At 40.5% G+C, this 25787-nt stretch carries 22 protein-coding genes, 1 riboswitch and 1 other annotated feature; of the genes, 17 read left to right on the forward strand and 5 right to left on the reverse strand.

The genetic code is table 11. The features are described from left to right. Positions 1-47: 47 nt before the first annotated feature. The gene (adhE, locus tag C9J45_RS01260) at positions 48-2729 is read right to left on the reverse strand and encodes a bifunctional acetaldehyde-CoA/alcohol dehydrogenase (protein ID WP_107205612.1); all 2682 of its coding nucleotides are present in this window, start codon (positions 2727-2729) and stop codon (positions 48-50) included. Between the two features lie 695 nt (positions 2730-3424). Between adhE and C9J45_RS01265 the strand changes: the two genes are divergently transcribed. The 4 genes from C9J45_RS01265 (at position 3425) to C9J45_RS01280 (ending at position 8480) form a co-directional block, all read left to right on the forward strand. Next, on the forward strand, positions 3425-4063 hold the full coding sequence (locus C9J45_RS01265; protein ID WP_045127240.1) for a YchE family NAAT transporter: 639 nt from the start codon (positions 3425-3427) through the stop codon (positions 4061-4063). A gap of 207 nt (positions 4064-4270) precedes the next feature. Further along, positions 4271-5089 carry an ion transporter gene (locus tag C9J45_RS01270; RefSeq protein ID WP_005370644.1) on the forward strand — a complete coding sequence of 273 codons (819 nt, stop codon included), beginning with the start codon at positions 4271-4273 and terminating at the stop codon, positions 5087-5089. A 145-nt stretch (positions 5090-5234) separates the two neighbouring features. Then, the gene (locus C9J45_RS01275) at positions 5235-7592 is read left to right on the forward strand and encodes an AAA family ATPase (RefSeq protein ID WP_107292068.1); all 2358 of its coding nucleotides are present in this window, start codon (positions 5235-5237) and stop codon (positions 7590-7592) included. Continuing rightward, positions 7593-8480 (forward strand): mechanosensitive ion channel family protein, encoded by an 888-nt coding sequence (locus C9J45_RS01280; protein WP_107259417.1) that lies wholly within the window; start codon positions 7593-7595, stop codon positions 8478-8480. Positions 8481-8548: 68 nt separating this feature from the next. On the opposite strand, the gene cysS is transcribed toward C9J45_RS01280, so the two are convergent. Beyond that, entirely contained in the window at positions 8549-9931 is a 1383-nt protein-coding gene (cysS, locus tag C9J45_RS01285; RefSeq protein ID WP_107245560.1) for a cysteine--tRNA ligase, read from the reverse strand. Between the two features lie 202 nt (positions 9932-10133). On the opposite strand from cysS, the gene C9J45_RS01290 reads away from it, so the two are divergent. After that, the gene (locus C9J45_RS01290) at positions 10134-10628 is read left to right on the forward strand and encodes a peptidylprolyl isomerase (RefSeq protein ID WP_005370640.1); all 495 of its coding nucleotides are present in this window, start codon (positions 10134-10136) and stop codon (positions 10626-10628) included. A 45-nt stretch (positions 10629-10673) separates the two neighbouring features. Continuing rightward, the gene (gene lpxH / locus C9J45_RS01295; protein WP_107259415.1) at positions 10674-11414 is read left to right on the forward strand and encodes a UDP-2,3-diacylglucosamine diphosphatase; all 741 of its coding nucleotides are present in this window, start codon (positions 10674-10676) and stop codon (positions 11412-11414) included. A gap of 28 nt (positions 11415-11442) precedes the next feature. Here the strand turns inward: lpxH and C9J45_RS01300 are convergent, their stop codons facing one another. Beyond that, complete coding sequence (locus C9J45_RS01300; protein ID WP_107292069.1) at positions 11443-12345, reverse strand: sulfite exporter TauE/SafE family protein; 903 nt, start codon at positions 12343-12345, stop codon at positions 11443-11445. A 322-nt stretch (positions 12346-12667) separates the two neighbouring features. Here C9J45_RS01300 and C9J45_RS01305 point away from each other — a divergent pair, with 322 nt between their 5' ends. The 10 genes from C9J45_RS01305 (at position 12668) to hisIE (ending at position 22078) form a co-directional block, all read left to right on the forward strand. After that, positions 12668-13894, forward strand: a complete 1227-nt coding sequence (locus C9J45_RS01305; protein WP_107205606.1) for an EAL and HDOD domain-containing protein — start codon at positions 12668-12670, stop codon at positions 13892-13894. Between the two features lie 2 nt (positions 13895-13896). Continuing rightward, on the forward strand, positions 13897-14421 hold the full coding sequence (locus C9J45_RS01310; protein ID WP_107292070.1) for a YchJ family metal-binding protein: 525 nt from the start codon (positions 13897-13899) through the stop codon (positions 14419-14421). Positions 14422-14755: 334 nt separating this feature from the next. Then, positions 14756-14891: a sequence feature (His leader region), on the forward strand. A 41-nt stretch (positions 14892-14932) separates the two neighbouring features. Continuing rightward, entirely contained in the window at positions 14933-15829 is an 897-nt protein-coding gene (hisG, locus tag C9J45_RS01315) for an ATP phosphoribosyltransferase (protein ID WP_107205604.1), read from the forward strand. Positions 15830-15832: 3 nt separating this feature from the next. Then, entirely contained in the window at positions 15833-17134 is a 1302-nt protein-coding gene (hisD, locus tag C9J45_RS01320; RefSeq protein ID WP_107205603.1) for a histidinol dehydrogenase, read from the forward strand. A gap of 9 nt (positions 17135-17143) precedes the next feature. Continuing rightward, positions 17144-18190 (forward strand): histidinol-phosphate transaminase, encoded by a 1047-nt coding sequence (hisC, locus tag C9J45_RS01325; protein ID WP_107287085.1) that lies wholly within the window; start codon positions 17144-17146, stop codon positions 18188-18190. An 11-nt stretch (positions 18191-18201) separates the two neighbouring features. After that, the gene (gene hisB / locus C9J45_RS01330) at positions 18202-19272 is read left to right on the forward strand and encodes a bifunctional histidinol-phosphatase/imidazoleglycerol-phosphate dehydratase HisB (protein WP_369917432.1); all 1071 of its coding nucleotides are present in this window, start codon (positions 18202-18204) and stop codon (positions 19270-19272) included. After that, a complete protein-coding gene (gene hisH, locus C9J45_RS01335; protein WP_107292071.1) occupies positions 19272-19919 on the forward strand; it encodes an imidazole glycerol phosphate synthase subunit HisH in 648 nt (215 codons plus the stop codon). The genes hisB and hisH overlap by 1 nt, the downstream gene beginning before the upstream one ends. Positions 19920-19939: 20 nt before the next feature. After that, entirely contained in the window at positions 19940-20674 is a 735-nt protein-coding gene (hisA, locus tag C9J45_RS01340; RefSeq protein WP_005370613.1) for a 1-(5-phosphoribosyl)-5-[(5-phosphoribosylamino)methylideneamino]imidazole-4-carboxamide isomerase, read from the forward strand. Positions 20675-20684: 10 nt separating this feature from the next. Continuing rightward, entirely contained in the window at positions 20685-21458 is a 774-nt protein-coding gene (gene hisF, locus C9J45_RS01345) for an imidazole glycerol phosphate synthase subunit HisF (RefSeq protein ID WP_005370612.1), read from the forward strand. Continuing rightward, on the forward strand, positions 21455-22078 hold the full coding sequence (gene hisIE / locus C9J45_RS01350) for a bifunctional phosphoribosyl-AMP cyclohydrolase/phosphoribosyl-ATP diphosphatase HisIE (protein WP_107205601.1): 624 nt from the start codon (positions 21455-21457) through the stop codon (positions 22076-22078). Before hisF ends, hisIE begins: the two co-directional genes overlap by 4 nt. Positions 22079-22191: 113 nt before the next feature. Here hisIE and C9J45_RS01355 read toward each other — a convergent pair whose 3' ends face one another. Continuing rightward, positions 22192-22770: a thymidine kinase gene (locus tag C9J45_RS01355; RefSeq protein ID WP_005370610.1), complete on the reverse strand. Its 579-nt coding sequence runs from the start codon at positions 22768-22770 to the stop codon at positions 22192-22194. A gap of 162 nt (positions 22771-22932) precedes the next feature. Further along, complete coding sequence (locus tag C9J45_RS01360; protein WP_107259407.1) at positions 22933-24531, reverse strand: Na+/H+ antiporter NhaC family protein; 1599 nt, start codon at positions 24529-24531, stop codon at positions 22933-22935. 86 nt (positions 24532-24617) lie between these two features. Beyond that, positions 24618-24798: riboswitch (Lysine riboswitch) on the reverse strand. A 361-nt stretch (positions 24799-25159) separates the two neighbouring features. On the opposite strand from C9J45_RS01360, the gene C9J45_RS01365 reads away from it, so the two are divergent. Beyond that, positions 25160-25555 carry an H-NS family nucleoid-associated regulatory protein gene (locus C9J45_RS01365; protein WP_045183993.1) on the forward strand — a complete coding sequence of 132 codons (396 nt, stop codon included), beginning with the start codon at positions 25160-25162 and terminating at the stop codon, positions 25553-25555. Positions 25556-25787 lie beyond the last annotated feature (232 nt).

Consider the following 25787-nt stretch of genomic DNA (forward strand, 5'->3'; position numbering starts at 1 on the left):
AAAAAGCCCGCTAAGTTAGCGGGCTTTTTTTCAATCAACGCTAGGTATTAAGCTTTTGCTTTTTTACCTTTAGTGGTTTTCACTGGCTCTGATTTTTTAATCACTGTTGTGCCTTCAAACGCTTCACCTTCAATGAAAGGCTTACCGTAGTAAGATGCCATTAGTACATCTTTAAGCTCAGAGATTAGAGGATAACGAGGGTTTGCACCAGTACACTGGTCATCAAACGCTTCTACCGCTAACTCATCAACTTTCGCAAGGAAATCAGCTTCTGAAACGCCTGCTTCTTGGATTGACATTGGAATCTGAAGATTCACTTTCAATTCGTCTAACCAAGTTAGTAGACGCTCAATTTTCTGTGCAGTACGGTCACCCGCATGTGATAGACCTAAGTGATCAGCAACTTCAGCATAACGACGACGCGCTTGTGGGCTTGCGTACTGTGAGAATGCTGTTTGCTTTGTTGGATTATCATTCGCGTTGTAACGAACAACGTTAGAAATCAACAATGCGTTAGCAAGACCGTGTGGTACGTGGAACTCGGCACCTAGTTTGTGCGCCATTGAGTGACATACACCTAGGAATGCGTTCGCAAATGCGATACCCGCGATAGTTGCCGCATTGTGTACTTTCTCACGTGCGATTGGGTCATTAGCACCATTTGCATAGCTTGATGGTAAGTATTCTTTTAGCATTCTTAGTGCTTGAAGTGCTTGACCATCAGAGTATTCGTTAGCAAGAACTGATACGTAAGCTTCTAGTGCGTGAGTGACGGCATCGTAACCACCAAACGCTGTTAGAGACTTAGGCATGTTCATTACAAGGTTAGCATCAACGATTGCCATGTTAGGCGTTAGTTCGTAGTCAGCTAGTGGGTACTTAGCACCTGTTTTATCGTCAGTTACAACCGCAAATGGTGTTACTTCAGAACCTGTACCAGATGTAGTAGTGATACATACTAGTTCAGCTTTCTTACCCATTTTAGGGAACTTGTAAATACGTTTACGGATGTCCATGAAGCGCATTGCTAGTTCTTCGAAGTGCGTTTCTGGGTGCTCATACATTACCCACATGATCTTCGCAGCATCCATTGGCGAACCACCACCGAGTGCAATAATCACATCAGGTTGGAAGCTCTTCATTGCTTCAGCGCCTTTCTCAACAACAGACAGTGTTGGATCCGCTTCTACATCAAAGAATGTTTGAACTTCGATACCTTGTGCTTTAAGCAAAGATACGATTTCATCTGCGTAACCGTTATTAAATAGGAAACGGTCTGTTACTAAGAACGCACGCTTCTTACCTTCTAAATCGCTAAGTGCAATTGGAAGGCTACCACGACGGAAGTAAATTGATTTAGGTAGTTTATGCCACAACATATTTTCAGCTCGCTTCGCTACTGTCTTCTTGTTGATAAGGTGCTTAGGACCTACGTTCTCAGAGATAGAGTTACCACCCCATGAACCACAACCTAGAGTTAACGAAGGCGCAACGTTAAAGTTGTAAAGATCACCGATACCACCATGAGTTGTTGGGATATTCACAAGAATACGTGCTGTTTTCATTTTGTCGCCGAAGTACTTAATACGGTCAGCGTTAGTGTCTTGATTCGTGTATAAGCCAGATGTATGACCGATACCACCAATCTCTACCATTGTTACTGCTTGATCTACTGCATTTTCAAATGAAGACGCGCGGAACATACCTAATGTAGGAGATAGTTTCTCGTGTGCGAACTCATCGTCGAAAGAAACTTGCTCACCTTCACCAATAAGGATCTTAGTATTAGCAGGAACAGTAACACCCGCCATTTCTGCGATCTTCGTTGCTGGCTGACCTACGATATCTGCATTAAGGTTACCGTTGATAAGCAGAACTTTACGTACTTTCTCTGCCTCATCTTTTGATAAAACGTAGCCATTGTGAGAAGCAAAACGCTCTTTCACTTCATCATAGACTTCGTCCATAACGATTACAGCTTGCTCTGAGGCACAAACAACACCGTTATCAAACGTTTTTGACATAAGTACTGATGCAACAGCACGCTTAATATCAGCTGTTTCATCGATAACAACAGGCACGTTACCCGCACCAACACCGATAGCAGGTTTACCTGAAGAGTAAGCTGCTTTAACCATGCCTGGACCACCAGTCGCAAGGATAAGGTTGATATCATCGTGCTTCATTAGTGCGTTAGATAGTTCAACTGATGGTTGATCAATCCAGCCAATAATATCTTTAGGTGCACCTGCGGCAACAGCGGCATCTAATACTAATTTAGCAGCAGCGTTAGTTGAGTTTTTAGCACGCGGGTGTGGCGAGAAAATAATTGCGTTACGTGTTTTAAGAGAGATTAACGATTTGAAGATAGCTGTAGATGTCGGGTTAGTCGTTGGAACAATACCACAAATAATACCTACAGGCTCAGCAATAGTCATGGTGCCGAACTCATCGTTCTCTTCCAAGATACCGCATGTCTTTTCGTCTTTGTATTTGTTGTAGATAAATTCAGAAGCGAAGTGGTTTTTAATAACCTTGTCTTCGATGATACCCATGCCAGATTCAGCAACAGCTTGCTGAGCGAGAGGAATACGTGCGTTGTTTGCAGCAAGAGAAGCAGCGCGGAAAATTTTATCCACTTGCTCTTGAGAGAAAGTTGCAAATTCTTTTTGTGCCGCTTTAACGCGAGCAACCATTGCATCTAGTTCAGTGATATTTGTAACAGGCATAGTAGACTCCTACCTTAAGATTGAAAACTTTTTAGTAAGGATACGGCTTCATTCTTAATTCTCGAACTAAGAAAATCACACACTTAGTAAATTACTTTCAAAATTGATTATATTTATTCACATTCTAAAAAGATTTGATTTAGATCAGTGTTAGCTCTGATGATTAATTTATACCTAAAAATCATAAAAATGAGTAAAAAACAAACACATACTCTATAGAATCAATCTTTTTACTAATATTTCACATCTTAGCGACAATAACCACTTATTTCACAAGGAGAAATATTACGTAATAAAAATACATTTACTAGCCCTACATTTGTCTACTTGTGACAATTATCACCTTTTCATATACCAATTGGTCAATGTTGAGTCATTACTATTAATAAGCATTTCGTTTCACCATAGTAGTTCATGTTTTCAACAATAAAAGTTTATTTAAAAATAATGGAGAAATCTTTCACTAGAATTTTAAAAGCAGGCTTTTTTTTGTGGTTAGGCTAATAATTTAAGATTAAAATATCATCGAGTGATTAATTAACATTGGTTTTACCTGTCAAAAAATTAGCGTGCATAACCTAATTGTTAAGTTAATAACTACGCCTTATATACGAGGCTTTTTTACTCTGAGATCAACTGTATTGATTAATACTATTCTCATGACTTACACCTAGTGAAATCTAACTGAGAAAATCATGCAAGCCATTGAAATAGGAATATTTTTACACTTTTTTGTCGGGCTTTTTGCAACGGTAAACCCTGTTGGTATTATGCCTGTTTTCGTGTCATTAACTGGTTCAATGACACCTGAAGAGCGTAATAAAACTGCGTTAACAACCAATACAGCTGTTGTTATCATACTGGTAGTGGCTCTTGTTGCTGGCCAACACTTACTGGATCTCTTTAGTATCTCTATTGATTCATTCCGAGTCGCCGGCGGCTTACTGTTGCTGAGTATCGCTTTTTCAATGATGAGCGGTAAGATTGGCGAGGTGAAACAAAATAAAGAAGAGAAATCAGAGTCAGCCATACGTGAACAAGTCGGTGTGGTGCCACTTGCAATGCCTTTAATGGCAGGACCAGGTGCTATCAGTTCAACCATTGTTTATGGTTCCAAGTATCCAACAATGACATCAACGATTGGCATTGCCATTACCATCGTTGTATTTGCTTTTGGCTGTTGGTTACTGTTTCGCTCTGCACCATTAATTGTTCGCTTCCTAGGTCAAACAGGAATTAACGTTATTACTCGTATCATGGGTTTGATCCTTGCCGCACTTGGTATCGAATTTATTATTAATGGATTAAAAGTAATGCTACCAGGCCTAGTTTAAGCGTCACAACATAAACACCTCGCTAATAAAAGATAATAATTAAATATAAAGTCTCGATTTTTTCGGGACTTTTTATTATCAATTATCTACGCTCATCATTTACGCACTTACCTAATACTATTTTTGGTATACTAGTCTGCTGATTGATATGCCATACAAAATAATAACCTACTTCTGCGTAAGCTTACGGCTAACTAACACTTAATTATGATTAAACTGACTCTAAGACAACGTCTTTACCAAATTATTTTTGGTACCTCTACACGCGCTGGACAGCTATTCGATATTGGCTTAATAATCGCTATTGTTAGCTCTGAACTGATCCTAATCATTTCATCTGTTGCCAGTATTGAATCAAAATTCTCTACAGCGCTGTTAGGTGCTGAGTGGCTATTCACGATCTTATTTACCATAGAGTATATTCTGCGCTTGTATTGTTCGCCGCGCCCTCTCGCTTACGCGCGAAGTTTTTATGGCATCATTGATTTAATTGCCATTGTGCCTGCTTACATTTCTTTCTTTGTGCCAGGTTCAAACTATTTACTGATCGTACGTTTAATCCGTGTTTTACGTATTTTCCGTGTTCTAAAACTGGCTAGATTCTTACAAGACTCCAATATTCTTTTACGATCACTTCGCCATGCCCAACGTAAAATTTTTGTTTTCTTTAGTTCTGTATTAATTCTAGTTACCGTATTTGGTTCATTAATGTTCTTGATTGAAGGCCCTGAAAATGGCTTTACCAGTATCCCTAAAAGTATTTACTGGGCAGTCGTGACTATTACAACTGTTGGTTATGGCGATATTGTGCCGCAAACCGTAATGGGTAAGGCGTTAGCTTCATTGACCATGTTACTCGGTTACTCAATTCTTGCCGTTCCGACCGGTATTTTGACCGCAGAACTCAATCAAGAAATGAAAACACACCGAAACCTAAGACGATGCCCTAATTGTGCAACCAGTGGTCATGAAGTGGATGCTGATTACTGCAAAAAGTGTGGAACACAACTCCCTGAAAATATCTAATTATCATTAAAGAAAACCATTAATTTTAATGATTAACCACTTGATCTTTAAGACGTGATCTAATTCTTACTTTTACAAGATAACAATTATTCTCGTCTTATTTGGTCTACCTTTGTCTTCATCATTCAGGAAATATGAAAAATTAATGCGATTAACGATATACTCATTACTCTGTAGTTTCATTCTGATATTCAGTACTTCAGCATCTGCTACGCTAACCCTTTTTGAATCAGAGCAGCCTGAATTAACCCAAGCAGCAACGAGCATAAATACTGCCATTAATCAGCTACCTGATCAGCATTTGTTCACTCATAACGATGTTAAAGAAGTTAATTCCTTACTGTCTAAGACCCTCTCACAACAGAAGAAGCATCAAAAGTTACTGGCGACAGCACTGAATAAATACCAGAAAAGTGATGATAAAGAACAAGCATGGGAAAAACTGTCGTCGGTTTACAATTCACTACTGAGTATTAGCCAAGATAAAGAGCGCCTTCTCAATTTAAGTTCATCAGCTATCCAAGATAAGGTGACAGGATTTGGACCTTTTGGCGTTCAACAATTTAAGTTAGAGCTATCAATCACAGCACTTAACTTACAGTACATGGTCTTATATCAATTACGCAGTTTCCATGATTTGCTAAAAGATATGCTGATTTCGCCAGTCCCCATTCTTGTGGTTGCCTTAAAAGTTTTCGCTATTTTATTTTTACTTTCTTGGTGGCAGCGTAATAGCGCACGTTTGATCGAACATTTTAGAGAAACACAACTCGAACATAACCCGCATCCCAATCTTTTGTTTCGTGCGATTTGGTATATTAGTCGAGCGCACCGTCCAATTGGTTGGTTAATTGCAATCACGCTTTCACTCCGTATTGTTTCTCAATTACCAAGCTTGCACCACTTGATCTACTTGGAAATCTTCACATGGTGGATCCTTGGTGGCTCAATTGCAGTGCGATTTATACTTGAGTTTGCGCGTCGTAATAGCATCAATAATAGCGATGCTGAAGTTGTCGCATTACGTCTTTCAACTATTCGCCAATACGTATGGGGATTTATTGCCGCAGGCGTAATTCTACAAATTTCAGCGCGCACACTGGGGCAAGGCACCATCTATGCGTGGATTTGGTCAATTATCTTCTTTGGTTTTATCTTATTAACCTTAATGACGCTTCGTCGTTGGCGACATATCGTCTTTAAGCGCTTAGAAGGCGCGACACATCTGCCCCTTTCTATTAAATGGGCGCTCAATCATAAAGATAAATTATTACTTTCAATTCCAGCAACAGCACTAGGTGCAGCATGGCTTACCTTACGTCGCTTTCAACATACACTGGTTGCTAACTTATCAAAGTACATTTTCTTTCGTCATGCACTCGCCTATCTATTCCGTATTGAAGTTGCTAAACAAACAGAAACCTCTCGCGAACAACTCAATATGGTTCGTATCAAAGGTGCCGCTACTTATGAATATGTAAAGCCAGGTAGTGAGGATAGCCCAATCATTGAAGACTATGCGTTAGAAGAAATTAAACAGCTTTCAGGCTACTTATTAACTGATAAACCCGCAGTTTGTGTTGTTTCTGGTGAGCGTGGCATTGGGACAACGACACTTCTTCGACGCTTGTTACACAAAGTTAAAAATGCAACACCGATATACATTAACTGTCCTTATGATGGCTACGCAGAATTGCTACAACAGTTCTCTACCGCTCTTGGGCTTGCTAGTGACAGCTCTGAAGATGATATTCTTGAATACTTACGCAATAGTGAAACAACCTATTTAATTGCCATCGATAACGCTCAACGATTGGTGACACCTAAAGTCGGTGGACTAAAAGATCTAATGAGTATCACTAATTTATTGCGTAAAACACGGAAAAGTCATCGTGCGATTATTGCGGTTGAAAAATCATGTTGGCGTTTTGTTGATCGTGCTCGTGGTGAGCGTTTACTGTTTGATTTAGTCACCTTTATGCCACGTTGGAGCGAACAGCAAATTGGCGACTTATTAAAAACCCGTACCTCTTCCGAAGGAGAATTTGCCATTAGTTTTGAAGGCCTAGTGCTGCCTCGCCAGTGGGATGAAGATGACATAACAGAAGAAGAAAGAGCTCAACGAGGCTTTTATCGTATTTTGTGGGATTACTCTGATGGTAACCCTACGGTTGCTGTACGTTTCTTCCGTTTCTCTCTGCAGCGAGATAAAGACACAGATAAAGTACTGGTACGTTTATTTAAAGCACCACAATCTGAAGATTTAGAACAAATGCCAAAGCCGATGTTAGCAGTGCTACGTTCTATTGTGCAGTTAGAGGTCGCATCCCCGCAAGAGCTCTCTGAATGTACTCAGCTCAGCCTTGATGAAGTTATTGGTACGTTACGTTACTTCCAAAGTCGTGGTTTTATTGAATGGTCAGATGATAAAGCGAAAATCTCCGATCACTGGTTCCGTCATATCACTAATGTTCTCCACCGTCAGCACTTATTGGTGAAATAAATGAAGCGTTTATTCTGTCTACTTAGCCTAGTACTTCTAAGTTTTTCACCAGCTGTTTTTGCTGATGACATGCCAAACATTGAGGACTTCCAGCAATTTGCTAACCTTATTCGTTGGAGTGGCGTGCTCTTTTCTGCATTAACGGTTTGTGCCGCTTGGATATTACTGCGATTTATTCAATCGATTGTTGATGGTATCAGTAGCCAATTTGCTCAACGTCGAATGTTGCTGCAAAAGCTGCAATCTTTCTTCCAATTCTTCATTTATATGTCGACGGGTATTGCCGTCTTTATGATGAGTTTCCGTGTTGATGATCGTATCTTAGCTTTGATTGGCGGCACTATTGCGGTATCTGTTGGTTTTGCCCTTAAAGACTTGGCAGCCTCGTTCATTGCAGGCTTAACCGTGATGATTGATAGGCCTTTCCAAGTTGGCGATCGGGTAACATTTGAAGGTAATTATGGTGACATTATTACTATCGGTTTACGCTCTGTACGTATGCGCACCTTAAATGACGATATTATCACCATACCAAACAACAAATTCTTAAGTGAAGTCACCGTCAGTGGTAACTATGGTGCGCTGGATATGCAAGTGGTGATCCCCTTTTATATTAGTATGGATCAAGATATCCGTTTAGCCCGCGATTTAATCCAAGAAGCTGCGTCATCAAGCCGTTATATTCACCTACCAAAACCTGTAACAGTTTTAGTAAAGCAAACGATCACCGATAACTACCTAGCTATCATGTTGACTTGTAAAGCTTATGTGGTTGATACCAAATATGAAAAGTTATTTGAAACTGATATTACACTGCGTGTAATGGAAGAATTTGCACGTAACGGCATTAGGCCACCAGCAATCGCACTCAAAAGTACCGATGCTTAATTCGTATTTATATTACTGATATAAAAAAACCGAGCACTTAGCTCGGTTTTTTTCTTATGGGGATGTAATTACTTACGACGCCATGTTGTGCCTTGTGCACCATCTTCTAAGATAATGCCCATTGCTAATAACTTATCACGAGCGTCATCTGCTGCAGCCCAATCTTTTGCTGCACGCGCATCGAGACGTTGTTGAATCAATGCTTCAATTTCAGCCACATTATCATCTTCACCAGCACCACCTTGTAGGAAAGCTTCAGGCTCTTGAGATAGAAGACCAAGTACATCAGCAAGCTCACGCATACGTGCACCTAATGCAGAAGCTGTAGCAACATCATCTGTTTTCAAACGGTTAATTTCACGCGCCATATCAAACAATACTGAATAAGCTTCAGGTGTATTAAAGTCATCGTCCATCGCTTCTTTAAAACGAGTAACGAACTCTTCACCGCCAGCCGCTTCAACAGATGTGTCTAAACCACGAAGCGATGTGTATAGACGCTCAAGTGCAGAACGCGCTTGTTTCAAGTTCTCTTCGCTGTAGTTTAGCTGGCTACGGTAGTGACCAGACATTAGAAAGTAACGTACCGTTTCAGGATCGTAGTGGTTTAATACATCACGAATCGTGAAGAAGTTACCTAATGACTTAGACATCTTCTCGCGGTCAACCATTACCATGCCACTGTGCATCCAAGTATTTACATACTGGGTATCATGTGCACAGCAAGATTGCGCGATTTCGTTTTCATGGTGTGGGAACTGAAGATCTGAACCACCACCGTGAATATCAAAGTGATCGCCTAAGATTGCAGAGTTCATTGCTGAACATTCAATGTGCCAACCTGGACGACCTGGGCCCCATGGCGATTCCCACGTAGGTTCACCTGGTTTAGACATTTTCCATAAAACGAAATCTAGCGGGCTACGTTTTGCCATATCGATATCAACACGCGCACCTGCTTGAAGTTGGTCAAGATCTTGCTTAGATAAACGACCGTAATCTTCATACTTGCTCACTTCAAACATGACATCGCCATTAGAAGCAACATAAGCAAAACCACGTTCAATTAATCGCTCACAAAGCGCGATAATTTCTGCGATAAACTGTGTCGCACGTGGTTCAACGTCTGGACGTTTCATACCTAACGCATCAAAATCCGCATGCATTTCACCGATCAAACGCTCAGTTAATGAATCACAACTTTCGCCATTTTCAGCGGCACGCTTAATGATTTTATCGTCGATATCAGTGATATTACGAACAAATGTTAAATCATAACCAGAATAGCGCAGGTAACGAGAAACCACGTCAAAAGATACAAACGTACGACCGTGTCCGATGTGACACAAATCGTAGATCGTTACTCCACAGACGTACATGCCTACTTTACCAGGCTGGATTGGGGTGAATGCCTCTTTCTGTCGTGTGAGCGAGTTATAGATCTTTAACATGTCTCTTCATTACTCATAGTAGTAGGATTACAAATTCGAAGGGTAATTACACCTTTTATGCCTTTTGTTGGCAAGGAAAATCCTTTAATGAATGCTATTTTAACCATTAGCCACCGATTAATCGGGTAATGTTTGTCTGAGCAGGCTATGGTAAGTTAATATTCAAGACTTAAAGAAAAATACTCCATTAAAGGAAAAGATCATGATTACCCTTCACACAAATTTTGGTGACATCAAAATTAACCTATTCGAAGACAAAGCACCTCAAACGTGTGCAAACTTCCTTCAATACTGCCGTGATGGTTTCTACAACGGTACTATTTTCCACCGTGTTATTGATGGTTTCATGGTTCAAGGTGGCGGCATGCTTCCTGGTATGGAAGAGAAAGAAACTCGCGCTCCAATTCAAAACGAAGCAAACAATGGCCTAAGCAACAAGACAGGCACACTTGCAATGGCGCGTACTAACGCTCCTCACTCTGCTAGCTCTCAGTTCTTCATTAACGTAAAAGACAACAACTTCCTTGATTTTACTGGTGAAAATATGAGCGGTTGGGGCTACTGTGTATTTGCTGCAGTGGTTGAAGGTATGGATGTAGTTAACAAGATTAAGGCTGTGAAAACAGGCCGTCACGGTTACCACTCTGATGTACCCGTTGAAGATGTTGTTATCGAAAGCGTAACTATCGAAGAATAAGTCTTCATTGATATTAAGGGTGGCATTAGCCGCCCTTTTTCTATTATGACAACACTATTTATTTCAGATCTGCACTTAAGTGCTGAGCGTCCCGATATGACAGCATGTTTTTTGCGATTTATGGCAGAAGACACAAAAGATATTGACGCCTTATACGTGCTCGGGGATTTGTTTGAAATGTGGATTGGTGATGATGAAGACTCACCTTTTTTACAACAAATCAAACAGGCCTTTAAAGCCCTCACTGACTCGGGGATTCCTTGCTATTTTATCCATGGTAATCGCGACTTTTTAATTGGTAAACGTTTTAGCCAACAAACGGGGGTTCAGTTACTTCCTGAACATTGCATTGTTGAGCTGTACGGAAAACCAACCTTAATCCTCCATGGTGACACTTTATGCATAGAAGACGAAGCGTATCAACGTTACCGTAAAAAAGTGCATAACAAGTTTATTCAATGGTTATTCTTCCGCATTCCTCTTTCTCGTCGTATTAAAATTGGTGAGAAGTTTAGAAGTAATAGTAGTAAAAATAATCAGATGAAGAGCCAATCCATCATGGACGTCACACAAAGTGAAGTGGTGCGATTGATGCAAGCTTTCCATGTTGATCAAATGATCCATGGTCACACCCATCGACCAGATATTCATTCACTCACTATTGATAATAAGCCAGCCTCACGTATTGTCCTCGGTGATTGGTATGAACATGGTTCGGTATTAGTCGTTACGCCTGATGGTTATCAGCTAGAAACCCGTAATTTTGATACTAATCAGCAGCAATAAAAAAGGTACGCACTGCGTACCTTTCTTTTTATGCGATCTTTTCTTCAACATTGACTTGCTTGAGCTGTTTTCGATCAGCTGCCCAAGAACGATACATCGTCAAAGAGGTATAGAAGACAACCCCACAAACAAGCCAAGCCAATACCTTCATATCTAGCGATTTCACTAAATAGGCTGCAATCACCACACCGATAGGCCCTGTTATTGCAACCGCCACTGACGCTCGACTATTAATTTTGTCTCGACGTAAGAAACCACCAGCAGAAAAGAAGCCTAAAAATCCACATGAGCACATCATCACAGGGAACGCAGCAAGCGGATTCATACCTAGCATGTAGATCATCGTCATACATGGTGCGTATAAACCAATACCAACAGTCATCAGGGCACCAAATAAAAAGTTACCGGCAATACCAATCGCCAATTTCCAACCACTTAACCCTAAACTCGTACCACCTAGTGGAAATAGCTTTAACTGACCCGCAAGCATTAAGCCCGCCACCACCAACAAAGCACCACTCATCACAATACGTATAAGTTGGCGATCCCAATTAGAAACTAAACGCGCACCGACGGTTGCCCCTAAACACGCTGAAACAACAAGACTTAATAAGGTAACTGCATCCACATTCACCGCAGTAAGAAAAATAAGTGCTTGTACGACCGTGGCTAACACCGCTTGGCAATTCAATGTTCCGGGAAGAACTTGATCATCAATAAGCTTAAATTGTTTATAACCTGCTGTCATAATAGCGAAACTTCCAACACCAAGAGTGTCACAGAAGTTTGCAAAACCACCAATCAAGGCGACGGGAATAATACGTGTATTTGCTTCCTGCTTTCGGTTTCTTCGCCAAGCTCTAATAAGCATCACAATAAAAACACTACCACCAACAAGCAATCCCGCTTGTATCAAGGCAAATATAGACATAACTAGTACAAATACGATTTGATAGAAAATTTAAAAGGTAGATCAAACAATTCACGACAAGAGTGAATGCTTAAACACTAATATTATGAACTCAAAACGGATCTTACACCATTTTCATTATTTATAATGGTTTTATGTGCTAATATATTTATAAGATGTGATTATTTTAACCATCTGTAAACGTGATGTGCTTGTCGCTTCAATATTTTATTTAAATAGTGTTAAAAACATCACTTTGTGAAATATATAAATTTGATATGATCTAACTAATAACAACAATACTAAAACGATTTTATTTTTTTGGACTTTTCTGTAGATTTCAATGTTCTCATATATTGCTCGACAACCCATTTTAAACAGAAATAAGCAAACTATTGGCTACGAACTTTTATTTAGGGATGGCCCAGATAACTGCTTTCCAAATATTGGTGATGAGCAAGCTACAAACCGTCTGCTTAACGATAACTTTTTCAGTTCTGCTGGAGAAGCGCAATTAACATCAGGCAAACGCGCATTTGTTAATTTCCCTTATAGTTCAATAATATCAGGTACACCTCTTCTTTTCCCAAAACAAAGTTTCATCATCGAAATTCTTGAAAACTGTGAACCAACTGACGAGCTTTTTGAAGCTATAAAGAAACTTCATCAAAAAGGCTACACACTCGCACTTGATGATTTTATCCCTAATAAACAATGGACTCGCTTTTTTCCCTATATCCATATTATTAAATTCGATATTCGTCTTATCAGTATTGAAAAAGCCGCACGATTTATTCAATTCTATAAAGAAAAAACAAAACTACGTTTCTTAGCCGAAAAAGTAGAAACCCAAGAAGAATACCAACAAGCTTATGATGCGGGCTTTGATCTTTTCCAAGGCTTCTTTTTCAGCAAGCCAGAAATGATCCAACGAAAGTCATTAAAACCCTCATCTTTAACAACATTACGTTTGTTTAAAGAAATTTGTGTTACTGATGTTGATTTTGACAAAATTGAAGAAATTATTGCTACTGATTTAACCTTATCGTACAAATTACTTCGTCACGTCAATGCGCTAACATCAACGCGCTCAAAGCCAGTGACCTCTTTTAAACAAGCGTTAATTTTTCTTGGTGAAGATCAACTACGACGTTTTGTCACATTTGTCGCAACCTCGCATGCGGTTGAAAATAAACCTCAATCTCTTTATAACTTATCACTCCAACGTGCACATTTTTGTGAGCAGTTATATCGGACCCGAGTACCCAAAGATAATGGTAACCAAGCCTTTCTTACTGGGTTATTTTCCTTATTAGACTCTTTGCTTGATCAACCATTAGAAGAGTTGATAGAACTCCTCCCTTTAAGCGAGCAAGTTAAGTTAGCGTTAACTAAACGTGCCGGTCCTTTAGGCGCAATACTAAACTTAACAGATGCTTACGATCAGGCAAATTGGCCACTAGTTAAAAAATACAGCGCGGCATTGAAAATCAATGAATCAAGCATTGCAGACTACTATTTAGAATCAGTAAAATGGTCTACTGAATATGAGCAATCCTCGGCTAAATAAACATGTCTAAACACACATCAATGTGTCCTTGTGGAAGTAATAAGCCCCTTATTGAGTGCTGTAAACCTATCCATCTTGATCATTCAAAAGCAAAACACCCAGAACAACTGATGCGTGCACGTTACAGTGCTCATGTGCTTGGGTTAGTTGATTTTGTCGTTCAAACTTATCACTCTAGTTGTGAAGCAGAACAGCACCGCAATGCCATTGCAGAATCAGTACACTTAACATGGTTAGGGTTAGATGTTCTAAACAGTGAAATCGCTGAAAGTGGCGAAGGTTTTGTTGAATTTAAAGCCATGTACAAAGAAGCAGGCAATGAATATATCCTGCTAGAACGTTCACGTTTTTTACAACAAGAAAAAGATAACAAGTTATGTTGGTTTTACATTGATGGTGAATACCCAGAACCACCACCAGTAGAGCAAACAGTTCCACCAGCTCCCGTTAAAAGTGAGAAAACTGTCGGTCGTAACGACCCTTGCTTATGCGGAAGCGGTAAGAAATATAAAAAATGTTGTGGTTAATACAGCGTTAACATTCCTCTCACTGAAACCGATCTTAGCGTCGGTTTTCTTATTTAAGTATGCTATTCACACAAAACTATGTACTGAACCAATAACTTACCTTGCTCTTACTTCTTTCGACATAATTAATTTAACCACCTAAAACTCAATAAGTTAGGAAACTTATTCTTTCAATTGCGACAACGCCGAAACTATTTTCGAAAAGAAAAATAAATAAGATAAAAGGTTAAAAATAATGTTGCATTATCTAACACTCTTAGTTAGTGTGGGTAACAAGAAAGTAACACTATTATTTATTAACGAGATTTATTATGCGTATCCAAATGACTAACAATCATATTCATCACCATCCTGACTAGTCTTTCGGGAGGATACGCCTCACCCTGGAAGACAACATACTCTTCCAGTGGTCACAAGGAATAATCAAATTCAGACCCTCGGAAGATACAAGCTTCCGAGGGTTTTTTAATACCAGATTTTGAATTAAGTGAATTAGGACAGGGAAATGACTATGCAAACACAACGATTACGCATTGCGATTCAGAAAAAAGGCCGTCTAAGTAAAGAGTGTCAAACACTGCTTAAACGCTGTGGTGTGAAATTTAACATGGTAGGCGAACGTCTTGTTGTTCACGCTGAAAACATGCCTATAGACTTGCTACTTGTTCGTGATGACGACATTCCTGGTCTGATCATGGATGGTGTAGTTGATTTAGGTGTGATTGGTGAAAATGAACTTGAAGAAGTTGGCCTTGAACGTGCTGCTCGCGGTGAACCATCAGATTATATAAAACTACGCCGCCTAGATTTTGGTGGTTGCCGCCTTTCTATCGCAATTGATAAAGATGCTAAGTACAACGGTCCTCAAGATTTAAACGGCAAACGTATTGCAACGACTTATCCGCAATTAGTTAAACGCTATATGGATGAACTGGGCGTTAAATTTAGCACTTGTATGCTAAACGGCTCTGTTGAAGTTGCTCCACGAGCTGGGCTTGCTGACGCCATCTGTGATTTAGTTTCGACTGGTGCGACACTTGAAGCGAATGGTCTTAAAGAAGCAGAAGTGATCCTGCGTTCAAAAGCGGTACTGATCCAATCAACGCAGACACTCGATGCAGAAAAACAAGCATTAATTGAACGCTTACTGACCCGTATGCAAGGTGTGATCCAAGCAAAAGAATCAAAATACATCATGCTACATGCGCCAACTGATCGTCTAGAGCAAATTAAACTGCTACTACCTGGCGCTGAAGATCCAACGGTACTTCCTCTTGCTGAAGACAAATCTCGTGTTGCTATCCATTTAGTGAGTTCTGAAAACCTATTCTGGGAAACAATGGAACAACTAAAAGAATTAGGCGCAAGCTCTATTCTAGTATTGCCAATCGAGAAAATGATGGAGTAATCGATGAAGACAGTTGTATGGCAATCCTTAAGTGAAAGTCAGCGAGAAAATCTTCTTGCTCGACCAGCCGTAAATAATGGCGCTAATATTAGCGCTATTGTTTCTGGCATTATTAGCGATGTCCGTGAACGTGGTGATGAAGCTTTACTGGAACTGACAGAAAAATTTGATGGTATTCGTCCAGCATCCATCAAAGTCAGTGACACAGAAATCGACGATGCATGTGCTCGATTAAGTACAGAGATGAAAGAAGCGCTACAGCAAGCTTTTAACAATATCAGTACCTTCCATAAAGCACAGAAGCAACCGACACTGCGTGTAGAAACACAGCCAGGTATCATCTGTGAGCAAATGACACGCCCTGTTAATTCAGTCGGTTTGTATATTCCAGGAGGCAGTGCACCACTACCATCAACCGTATTAATGCTCGGCGTGCCCGCTAAAATAGCAGGTTGCCAAAAAGTGGTGCTGTGCTCTCCACCGCCTATTGCTGATGAAATCTTATACGTTGCCAAATTATGTGGCATCGATGATGTTTACAACGTCGGTGGTTCACAAGCGGTTGCAGCGATGGCCTACGGCAGCGAAACCGTCACTAAAGTCGATAAGATTTTTGGCCCAGGCAATGCCTTTGTAACAGAAGCTAAACGCCAAGTAAGTAATGATTTTCGCGGTGCTGCTATTGATATGCCAGCAGGCCCTTCTGAAGTATTAGTGATTGCTGATAGCAGCGCAGATCCTGACTTTATCGCTGCTGATTTACTTAGCCAAGCAGAGCATGGCCCTGATTCTCAAGTCATTTTGGTTACGCCTGATCCAGTGATTGCTGATAAAACCGCTGATGCTATTCAACGTCAACTAGCTCAATTATCACGTGCAGATATTGCGAAAGAAGCATTAGGATCAAGCCTATTAATTGTCGCTGAAACATTACCGCAGTGTATTGCAATTTCTAACAACTATGGGCCTGAGCACTTAATTGTTCAAACCCGTACACCACGTGATTTAGTGCCATTACTTGACAATGCTGGCTCTATTTTCTTAGGTAACTGGTCACCTGAATCTGTTGGTGATTATGCATCTGGTACTAACCACGTATTACCAACCTATGGTTATACACGGACTTATTCAAGTTTAGGCTTGGCTGACTTTTCTAAGCGTATGACAGTACAAGAGCTGTCTGCGGATGGCCTACTGGGGTTAGCAAAAACAGTAACCACGATTGCCGATGCTGAAGGTCTTGATGCCCACAAACGTGCAGTAACAATCCGTGTTGAAAAATTAACGGCTAAGCGTGAGGGATAAATCATGACGATGGCAAGACTAGCACGTAAAACAGTACGTGAATTAACCCCTTACCAATCAGCCCGTCGATTAGGCGGCAACGGAGATATTTGGTTAAACGCCAACGAATCGCCGTTTGATAACGAGTACAGCATTAGTCTTGCTCGATTAAACCGTTACAGCGAATGTCAGCCACCAGCATTAATCAATGCCTACGCAGACTATGCCAATGTAAAACCCGAGCAAGTGTTAACCTCACGTGGTGCCGATGAAGGTATCGAACTTCTGATCCGCGCTTTTTGTGAGCCAAACCAAGACAGTATTTTATATTGTCCTCCGACATATGGCATGTATGCGATCAGCGCTGAAACTTACGATGTAAATGCGAAAGTTGTTCCGCTTACAAGCAAGTGGCAATTAGATTTAGAGGCCATTTCACAAAACCTTGATGGCGTAAAAATAGTTTTCGTCTGTAGCCCGAATAACCCGACAGGTAACTTGTTAGCACGTAAAGACATTGAAGCCCTGCTCGATATGACAGCAAACTCAGCCCTAGTCGTTGTTGATGAAGCCTATATCGATTTCTGCTTAGAAGAAAGCGCCAGCGATTTACTGTCAAGCTACCCTAATTTAGTCATTCTTCGTACGTTATCAAAAGCGTTTGCACTAGCGGGTTTGCGCTGTGGCTTTACCATTGCTAACAGCGATATTATCGATGTTTTGCTTAAAGTGATTGCCCCCTACCCCGTACCTGTACCTGTCACTGAAATTGCAGTCCAAGCCCTATCGGAAGCAGGTCGAGCACGAACAAAATTCCAAGTGCTTGATATCAGTGCTAACCGCGCTTACTTACAAGCGGGTTTAAGCATGTTAGATGGCGTAACCGTATTTGATGGCTACGGTAATTACCTACTGGTTGAATTCCCTAATGCAGATCAACTCTTTAAAGCATTATGGGATAACGGCATTATTTTACGCCGCTCTCCGATTGAAAACTGTATTCGAATCAGTGTAGGTAACCGCGATGAGTGTGAGAAAACTCTCGCCTTTATTCGTAGCCAATTAGAACAACAATAAGGACATTGATTGTGAGCAAGGAAAAGATTTTATTTATTGACCGTGACGGCACCTTAATTGTTGAGCCGCCAGTAGACTTTCAAGTAGACCGTTTAGACAAACTTAAATTTGAACCGAATGTGATTCCTGCCCTACTTGCTTTGCAAAACGCAGGCTACAAACTAGTGATGGTGACAAACCAAGATGGTTTAGGTACAGATAGCTACCCACAGGCAGATTTTGATGCGCCACATAACATGATGATGGAAATCTTCGAATCACAAGGTGTAGTATTTAGCGATGTGCTGATCTGTCCTCACTTTGATAACGAAGGTTGTAGCTGCCGTAAGCCTAAACTTGGACTGGTCAAAGAGTACCTTCAACAAGGTCGCGTCGACTTTGAAACCTCTGCAGTCATTGGTGATCGGATTACCGATCTACAGCTTGCTGAAAATATGGCAATTCGTGGTATACAGTACAACCCTGAAACCATGAATTGGATGCAGATATTAACGGATTTAACCACCCAACCTCGCATTGCTGAAGTAGTACGAACCACCAAAGAAACTGACATTCGCGTTAAAGTGAATTTAGATCAAACGGGCGGTAATACGATTTCAACTGGCCTTGGCTTTTTTGATCACATGTTAGATCAAATCGCCACGCACGGCGGTTTTCAAATGACCTTAACCGTTGATGGTGATTTACACATCGATGATCACCACAGTGTTGAAGATGCTGCACTTGCGTTAGGCGAAGCGTTGAAAAAAGCCTTAGGTGATAAACGTGGAATTGGCCGCTTTGGCTTTAGCCTACCGATGGATGAGTGTTTAGCACAATGCGCGTTAGATCTCTCTGGTCGTCCGTATTTAAAATTTGAAGCACAATTTAGTCGTGATCAAGTAGGTGATTTATCAACGGAAATGGTGCCGCACTTCTTCCGATCTTTAACTGATACGCTCGCTTGTACTCTGCACTTGTCATCATCAGGTAATAACGACCACCACATTGTTGAAAGCCTATTTAAAGCTTTCGGGCGCACATTACGCCAAGCGATTAAAGTAGAAGGTAACGAGCTACCAAGCAGTAAAGGAGTGTTGTAATGACAACAACCAATACTCAGCAGCGCGTCGTCATTATTGATACTGGCTGTGCCAATGTCTCTTCTGTTCGCTTTGCTATTGAACGTCTTGGCTATCAAGTAGAAGTCAGCAAAGATCCAGAAGTTGTACTTGCTGCCGATAAACTTTTTCTTCCGGGTGTCGGTACCGCCAGTGAAGCAATGCAGAACCTACAACAGCGTGATTTAGTTGGCTTAGTCAAGCAAGTGACTAAGCCATTATTAGGTATCTGTTTAGGTATGCAATTACTGGGTAAAGCGTCGCAAGAGCACGGGCAAAATGGCAGTGAAATTATTCCCTGCTTAGATTTGTGTAATGCTTCTGTAGAGAAAATCCAAGCAGAGGGGTTACCGCTGCCACATATGGGCTGGAACACCATTACACCGGAAGATAATCACCCATTATTTAAAGGTATTCCTGCGGGAAGCTATTTTTATTTCGTCCATAGTTACGCCATGCCTGTATTTGATCATACCGCGCAGCAAGGTGGCAAAACCATCGCCAGCGCGCAATATGGTCAAAGCTTTACCGCAGCTGTGCAAAATGGCAATTACTACGGGGTGCAATTTCACCCAGAGCGTTCAAGTAAAGCTGGCGCGAAACTCATTCAAAACTTCCTCGAACTATAACGATAACAAAAGGACTTGTTATGATTATTCCAGCATTAGATCTGATTGAAGGCCAAGTCGTTCGTCTATTCCAAGGCGACTATGGTCAAGTGACAGAATACAAAGTCGATCCCGCAGAGCAATTTAATCTTTACCACCAAGCTGGCGCTAACTGGCTACATTTGGTTGATTTAACGGGCGCAAAAGATACGCAAGCGCGTCAGTTATCTTTAATTGAAAAACTACTCAAAAGCACACCAGCCAATGTACAAATTGGTGGTGGCGTACGCACCGAGCAAGACGTCGCAGATCTGTTAAACGCTGGTGCTAAACGTGTGGTAATTGGTTCTACCGCCGTTAAACAACCAGAAATGGTAAAAGGTTGGATGGAAAAATACGGTGCTGAACACATCGTATTGGCTCTGGATATCAACATTGATGACAACGGTAACCGCATTGTCGCTGTCTCTGGTTGGCAAGAAGATTCAGGCGTTACTATTGAGGCGCTATTAGAAGATTTCTTAAAAGTGGGTTTAAAGCACGTGCTGTGTACTGACATTTCTCGCGATGGCACATTGGCTGGTTCAAATGTCGAACTGTATGTCGATCTTTGTCGCCAGTACCCGCAAGTACAATTTCAATCATCTGGTGGCATTGGCTCGCTTGATGATATTGCAGCATTAAAAGGCTCAGGTGTGGCTGGCGTTATTGTCGGTCGCGCCCTACTTGATGGTAAGTTTACTGCCGAGCAAGCCTTTACATGCTGGAACAATTAAGGAGACCACAATGTTAGCTAAACGTATTATTCCTTGTTTAGACGTACGTGATGGTCAGGTTGTAAAAGGTGTCCAATTTCGTAACCACGAAATCATTGGCGACATTGTACCACTGGCAAAACGTTACGCTGAAGAAGGCGCAGATGAATTGGTTTTCTACGATATTACCGCATCAAGTGACGGTCGTGTTGTTGATAAAAGCTGGGTATCTCGCGTTGCAGAAGTGATTGATATTCCATTCTGTGTCGCAGGTGGGATTAAATCTGCTGACGATGCGAGCCGTATTCTTCAATTTGGTGCAGATAAAGTCTCTATCAATTCACCAGCGCTGGCAGATCCAACATTAATCACCACATTGGCGGATAAGTTCGGTGTGCAATGTATCGTTGTCGGTATTGATTCCTATTTTGACGCTGAAACAGGTCAATATCAGGTATACCAATTTACTGGTGATGAAAAGCGTACCAAAGCAACCCAATGGCAAACACGTGATTGGGTTGAAGAAGTTCAACGTCGTGGCGCGGGTGAAATCGTACTGAACATGATGAACCAAGATGGCGTACGTAATGGTTACGACTTAGAGCAACTCAACATGGTACGCAGTGTATGTGACGTGCCTTTAATTGCTTCTGGTGGTGCGGGTGAAATGCAGCACTTTAGCGATGCCTTTAAGCTTGCGAATGTAGACGGCGCCTTAGCTGCCTCTGTTTTCCATAAACAAATCATCAACATTGGTGAGTTAAAGCAATTTCTGAAAACGCAAAATGTGGAGATCCGACTATGAGTTTATTAACCAAAATCAATTGGGAAAAAGTAGCCGGACTGATCCCTGCTATTGTTCAAGATAATGCCAGTGGTCAAGTGCTAATGCTTGGCTACATGAACGAAGATGCGCTTCAAAAGACACTTGATACTAAACAAGTCACTTTCTGGTCTCGCACCAAAGAGCGCCTGTGGACGAAAGGTGAAACATCAGGCAATGTACTGCAACTTAAAAGTATTCAGCTTGATTGTGACCAAGACACCTTATTAGTACACGTCGATCCAATTGGTCCAACGTGCCACTTAAACACGACCACCTGTTTTGATTCTGATGAAAGTGATGCTCAGCCACCGTCACTGGTTTTCCTTCATCAACTTGAGCAGCTCTTGGCGAGTCGTAAAGGTGCAGATCCTGAGTCTTCCTACACAGCTAGCCTCTACGCCCGTGGCACCAAGCGTATATCGCAAAAAGTGGGCGAAGAAGGTGTTGAAGTCGCGCTTGCGGCAACGTCGGGTGACAAAGCGGAATTAGTATGTGAATCAGCGGATTTGATCTATCACCTGCTTGTACTACTTCAAGATCAAGGTTTATCACTGTCAGATGTGACGAATAAACTGCAAGAGCGTCATAATAAGAAATAATTCAATCGTCAGTTACGATGAAAAAGCCAGCCAAATAAGCTGGCTTTTTGTTTCGCAATAATTACGTATTACTGGATAAGATAAAAAGGACTATCCCTATTATCATTAAATAATTAACGACCTAATGCCTCTTTATAATGTAATCGACATACCGATACGTAACGTGCGTTGCCACCAATTTCAACTTGTTCACCATCAGCAATAGCACGACCGGTTTCATCTTGACGGATCACCATGTTTGCTTTGCGACCACAGTGACAAATTGTTTTTAATTCAACTAACTTATCCGCCCACGATAATAAGTAACGACTCCCTTCAAAAAGTTCACCTAAGAAGTCTGTACGTAAGCCGTAACATAAAACCGGAATATCGAGTTTATCGACCACTTCCGTTAATTGATACACCTGCGCTTTAGATAAGAACTGGCATTCATCAATTAATACGCAATCAATTTTACCTTTATCTGATAACGCTTTTAATCGTTCGAATAAATCATCTTCTGCATTAAATAACTCAGCCTCTTCTTCTAAACCAATACGAGAGCTGACTTTACCCACACCAAAGCGATCATCAATCGCAGCAGTAAAAATAACGGGGGTCATTCCTCTTTCGCGATAATTAAACGAGGATTGCAATAATGTGGTCGATTTCCCTGCATTCATTGCAGAGTAATAGAAATACATTTGGGCCATGAGGATTCCCTAGTAATACGATTGGTTTAAAAAAACTGCGCCGATGCTACAGAAATTCACTCACAATGAAAAGTGATAGACTTAACAAGTACACATTAGTTACAAAAAAGCCCATACTCTTTTTCATGAAAAGTGTATGGGCTTAAAAGAACAGAGATAAAATCAGCTTTTTACTGTTGGGACATAAGTACGTCGTGATAACCAAGCAAACAACACACAAACCATAATAAAAGTAATTATAGCCGCGATGAAGGCTACGGGTAATGAGTCAGTCATACCTAGCACAAGGAAGCCAATAGTAGAAACAAAGGCGACAGAAACTGCGTAAGGAAGTTGCGTTGCGACATGATCAATATGATGGCAACGTGCCCCCGTTGAAGACAATATTGTAGTATCTGAAATCGGTGAACAGTGATCACCAAATACAGAGCCTGCTAATACTCCCGCTAGCATTGGTAACATCAAGGTAATATCGGTTGCCCCAGCTAAATCACCAGCTATAGGTAACATAATGCCAAACGTGCCCCACGACGTACCTGTAGAAAATGCCATCACGCCTGATAATAAAAATAAGATCATCGGTAATAACATAGGGTTAATATTCCCTTGTACAAGGGTTGATAAATATTGACCCGTTTTCATATCACCAATAACGCTACCAATACTCCACGCGAATAATAAAATTAAAATCGCACCAAACATGGATTTAGCACCAATCCATAATGTGCGAATAACTTCATTAAATGCAATACGCTGGCGAATGACTGGAATAATCGCAGCAACTAAGCCAAATAAACCACCAAGACAAAGTGACTTACCGACATCAGTATTTTCAAACGCACCTAGCAGAGCAAAAGATTTACCATCTGCTGCTAATGCTTGATAGCCTGTAAAAATCATAAAAAAGAACGTGGCAAATATTAAAATAACAATCGGCCAAATTAAATCGCCAACTTTACCTTTCGTACTTTCAACAATTTCTAATTCGTCAGTTAAATCTTTTGCTTGTTCATCAACATCACCGCCTTCATCAAAACCACGGCCATGCATTGCTGCCATCTCATGTTTTTTCATTGGTCCAATATCCCATTGGAACCAAGACACAACAAAAACCATAGCTAAAGCAAAAATAGCATAGAAGTTCATTGGCGCTAGCGTTAAAAAGGCACTTAAAGGTGTATATTCTGTTACTCCATGCGTAACTAAAATACCGCCAATTAACGTAATTATATACGCACCCCAACTCGATGCCGGCATTAGAACGCACATTGGAGCGGCTGTTGAATCCAATATATAAGCCAATTTAGAACGAGATACATAATAGCGATCCGTTACAGGACGAGCGATAGAACCCACCGCTAAACTATTAAAGTAATCATCAACAAAAATAAACACGCCTAAAAAGGCAGCAAGCAGTTTCGCGCCCCTTTTCGTTTTAATTTTTGTTTGTGCCCATGCAGCAAATGCACGAGTACCACCAGACAATGTTAACAATGCTGTCGTCATGCCTAATATAATGAGGAATAAAACAATACTCATATTCCAGGTATTAATACCACCATCAGATATGAATAAGTTTTGTATAGTGCCTCCTAAATAAGAAGCTGAATGGTTAAATGAAAAGTCATTTAAGTAAAGTGCTCCTAATACGATACCCGCACCAAGAGAAACTAACACACGCCGAGAAAGTATCGCTAACCCTAACGCAACAATAGGAGGAATAATGGATACTAATGAATGGGAGTAATCTACTAAATTCATGATCTCAAAGACAACCGAATTAGGTTGGAGATCTACTGGATAACATGGCGGTTAACCATATTTGAAGAACGTCTTGGCTCTTCTCTATTCACAGTAGCGCTCCATAGTGAATATGATTATATACTATGGCAGTGTTGCACTTATTCAATACAACCCCAGAAAAAGGATTTGACGTCACTCTTACTTCGGCATTAGCTCCTTTCATTAACCGTCATTGGTTTCACCCTCTTGTTAATTACTATTAGATAACGCGCCTCTACCTTACATCAAGGTTGCGATTATTCTACGTAATGTTTCATTATTTGCAACAACATCACATGAAACATTTAACAACAGAACAAATAACATTGCTTTATAAATATAATCTTATCTAAGTATAGCTTCACTCATTAAATAGTATGAACCTACGAGCAGATATGTTTCATTTTGTAACCATTTAAACATCTATTAAGCATAAATCCGATATTCGTATTTTTATAAAAATACGAATATCGCTATTATTAACAATTAACAATAAAGAATGTTTAAAGTGTTTTGACATAATGAATAAAAGCATTACTATTGTAATAAATGATTCGACACTGCTATTATTATTTACAGTTAGTTAAAAATAACAGGAAATATAAAAATGTCTGATGCAATGAAAGCACTTTTAAACCTTCGTAGTCTTCGTGCACTTTCTCGTGAATATACTTTAGAGCAACTAGAAGAAGCTTTAGAGAAATTAACTACCGTTGTTCAAGAACGTGCTGAAGCTGAAGAAGAAGAACAAGCAAAAGAAAATGAGCGTAATGAAAAACTAGCTCAATACCGTGAAATGCTATTAGCTGATGGTATCGACCCTGAAGAATTGTTAGCAAGCCTTTCAAAAGCACCAAAAGCAAAACGTGCTGCACGTCCAGCTAAATATAAATTCATCGATGAAAACGGTGAAGAAAAAACGTGGACAGGCCAAGGCCGTACACCAAGCGCGCTTAAGCAAGCACTTGAAAATGGTAAATCTTTAGAAGAATTTGAAATCTAATTTCATTTCCTACCATATATTTAGAAAGCTCAACTTAGTTGGGCTTTTTTTTATACTGTCATGAACCAAGAATTATAGACATCAATCTAAACAACGCTGTTTTCGAATTGCTTAAAGATATGTCTAGGCAAATATTTATTCGCTTTTAAATATAGAAAACACATATCAAAATAAAAAGCCAGGCAGTAGTGCCTGACTTTCAATACAGATAACCTTTTATTATTGGTTATAG

Origin of the sequence: Photobacterium sp. GB-1, from assembly GCF_003026165.1 — a bacterium.
Classification (GTDB): domain Bacteria; phylum Pseudomonadota; class Gammaproteobacteria; order Enterobacterales; family Vibrionaceae; genus Photobacterium.

What these genes read in the sequence shown, in the direction of transcription:
- adhE (WP_107205612.1), bottom strand. Translation starts at nt 2,729, where the DNA reads ATGCCTGTTACAAATATCACTGAACTAGATGCAATGGTTGCTCGCGTT.
- C9J45_RS01265 (WP_045127240.1), top strand. Translation starts at nt 3,425, where the DNA reads ATGCAAGCCATTGAAATAGGAATATTTTTACACTTTTTTGTCGGGCTT.
- C9J45_RS01270 (WP_005370644.1), top strand. Translation starts at nt 4,271, where the DNA reads ATGATTAAACTGACTCTAAGACAACGTCTTTACCAAATTATTTTTGGT.
- C9J45_RS01275 (WP_107292068.1), top strand. Translation starts at nt 5,235, where the DNA reads ATGCGATTAACGATATACTCATTACTCTGTAGTTTCATTCTGATATTC.
- C9J45_RS01280 (WP_107259417.1), top strand. Translation starts at nt 7,593, where the DNA reads ATGAAGCGTTTATTCTGTCTACTTAGCCTAGTACTTCTAAGTTTTTCA.
- cysS (WP_107245560.1), bottom strand. Translation starts at nt 9,931, where the DNA reads ATGTTAAAGATCTATAACTCGCTCACACGACAGAAAGAGGCATTCACC.
- C9J45_RS01290 (WP_005370640.1), top strand. Translation starts at nt 10,134, where the DNA reads ATGATTACCCTTCACACAAATTTTGGTGACATCAAAATTAACCTATTC.
- lpxH (WP_107259415.1), top strand. Translation starts at nt 10,674, where the DNA reads ATGACAACACTATTTATTTCAGATCTGCACTTAAGTGCTGAGCGTCCC.
- C9J45_RS01300 (WP_107292069.1), bottom strand. Translation starts at nt 12,345, where the DNA reads ATGTCTATATTTGCCTTGATACAAGCGGGATTGCTTGTTGGTGGTAGT.
- C9J45_RS01305 (WP_107205606.1), top strand. Translation starts at nt 12,668, where the DNA reads ATGTTCTCATATATTGCTCGACAACCCATTTTAAACAGAAATAAGCAA.
- C9J45_RS01310 (WP_107292070.1), top strand. Translation starts at nt 13,897, where the DNA reads ATGTCTAAACACACATCAATGTGTCCTTGTGGAAGTAATAAGCCCCTT.
- hisG (WP_107205604.1), top strand. Translation starts at nt 14,933, where the DNA reads ATGCAAACACAACGATTACGCATTGCGATTCAGAAAAAAGGCCGTCTA.
- hisD (WP_107205603.1), top strand. Translation starts at nt 15,833, where the DNA reads ATGAAGACAGTTGTATGGCAATCCTTAAGTGAAAGTCAGCGAGAAAAT.
- hisC (WP_107287085.1), top strand. Translation starts at nt 17,144, where the DNA reads ATGGCAAGACTAGCACGTAAAACAGTACGTGAATTAACCCCTTACCAA.
- hisH (WP_107292071.1), top strand. Translation starts at nt 19,272, where the DNA reads ATGACAACAACCAATACTCAGCAGCGCGTCGTCATTATTGATACTGGC.
- hisA (WP_005370613.1), top strand. Translation starts at nt 19,940, where the DNA reads ATGATTATTCCAGCATTAGATCTGATTGAAGGCCAAGTCGTTCGTCTA.
- hisF (WP_005370612.1), top strand. Translation starts at nt 20,685, where the DNA reads ATGTTAGCTAAACGTATTATTCCTTGTTTAGACGTACGTGATGGTCAG.
- hisIE (WP_107205601.1), top strand. Translation starts at nt 21,455, where the DNA reads ATGAGTTTATTAACCAAAATCAATTGGGAAAAAGTAGCCGGACTGATC.
- C9J45_RS01355 (WP_005370610.1), bottom strand. Translation starts at nt 22,770, where the DNA reads ATGGCCCAAATGTATTTCTATTACTCTGCAATGAATGCAGGGAAATCG.
- C9J45_RS01360 (WP_107259407.1), bottom strand. Translation starts at nt 24,531, where the DNA reads ATGAATTTAGTAGATTACTCCCATTCATTAGTATCCATTATTCCTCCT.
- C9J45_RS01365 (WP_045183993.1), top strand. Translation starts at nt 25,160, where the DNA reads ATGTCTGATGCAATGAAAGCACTTTTAAACCTTCGTAGTCTTCGTGCA.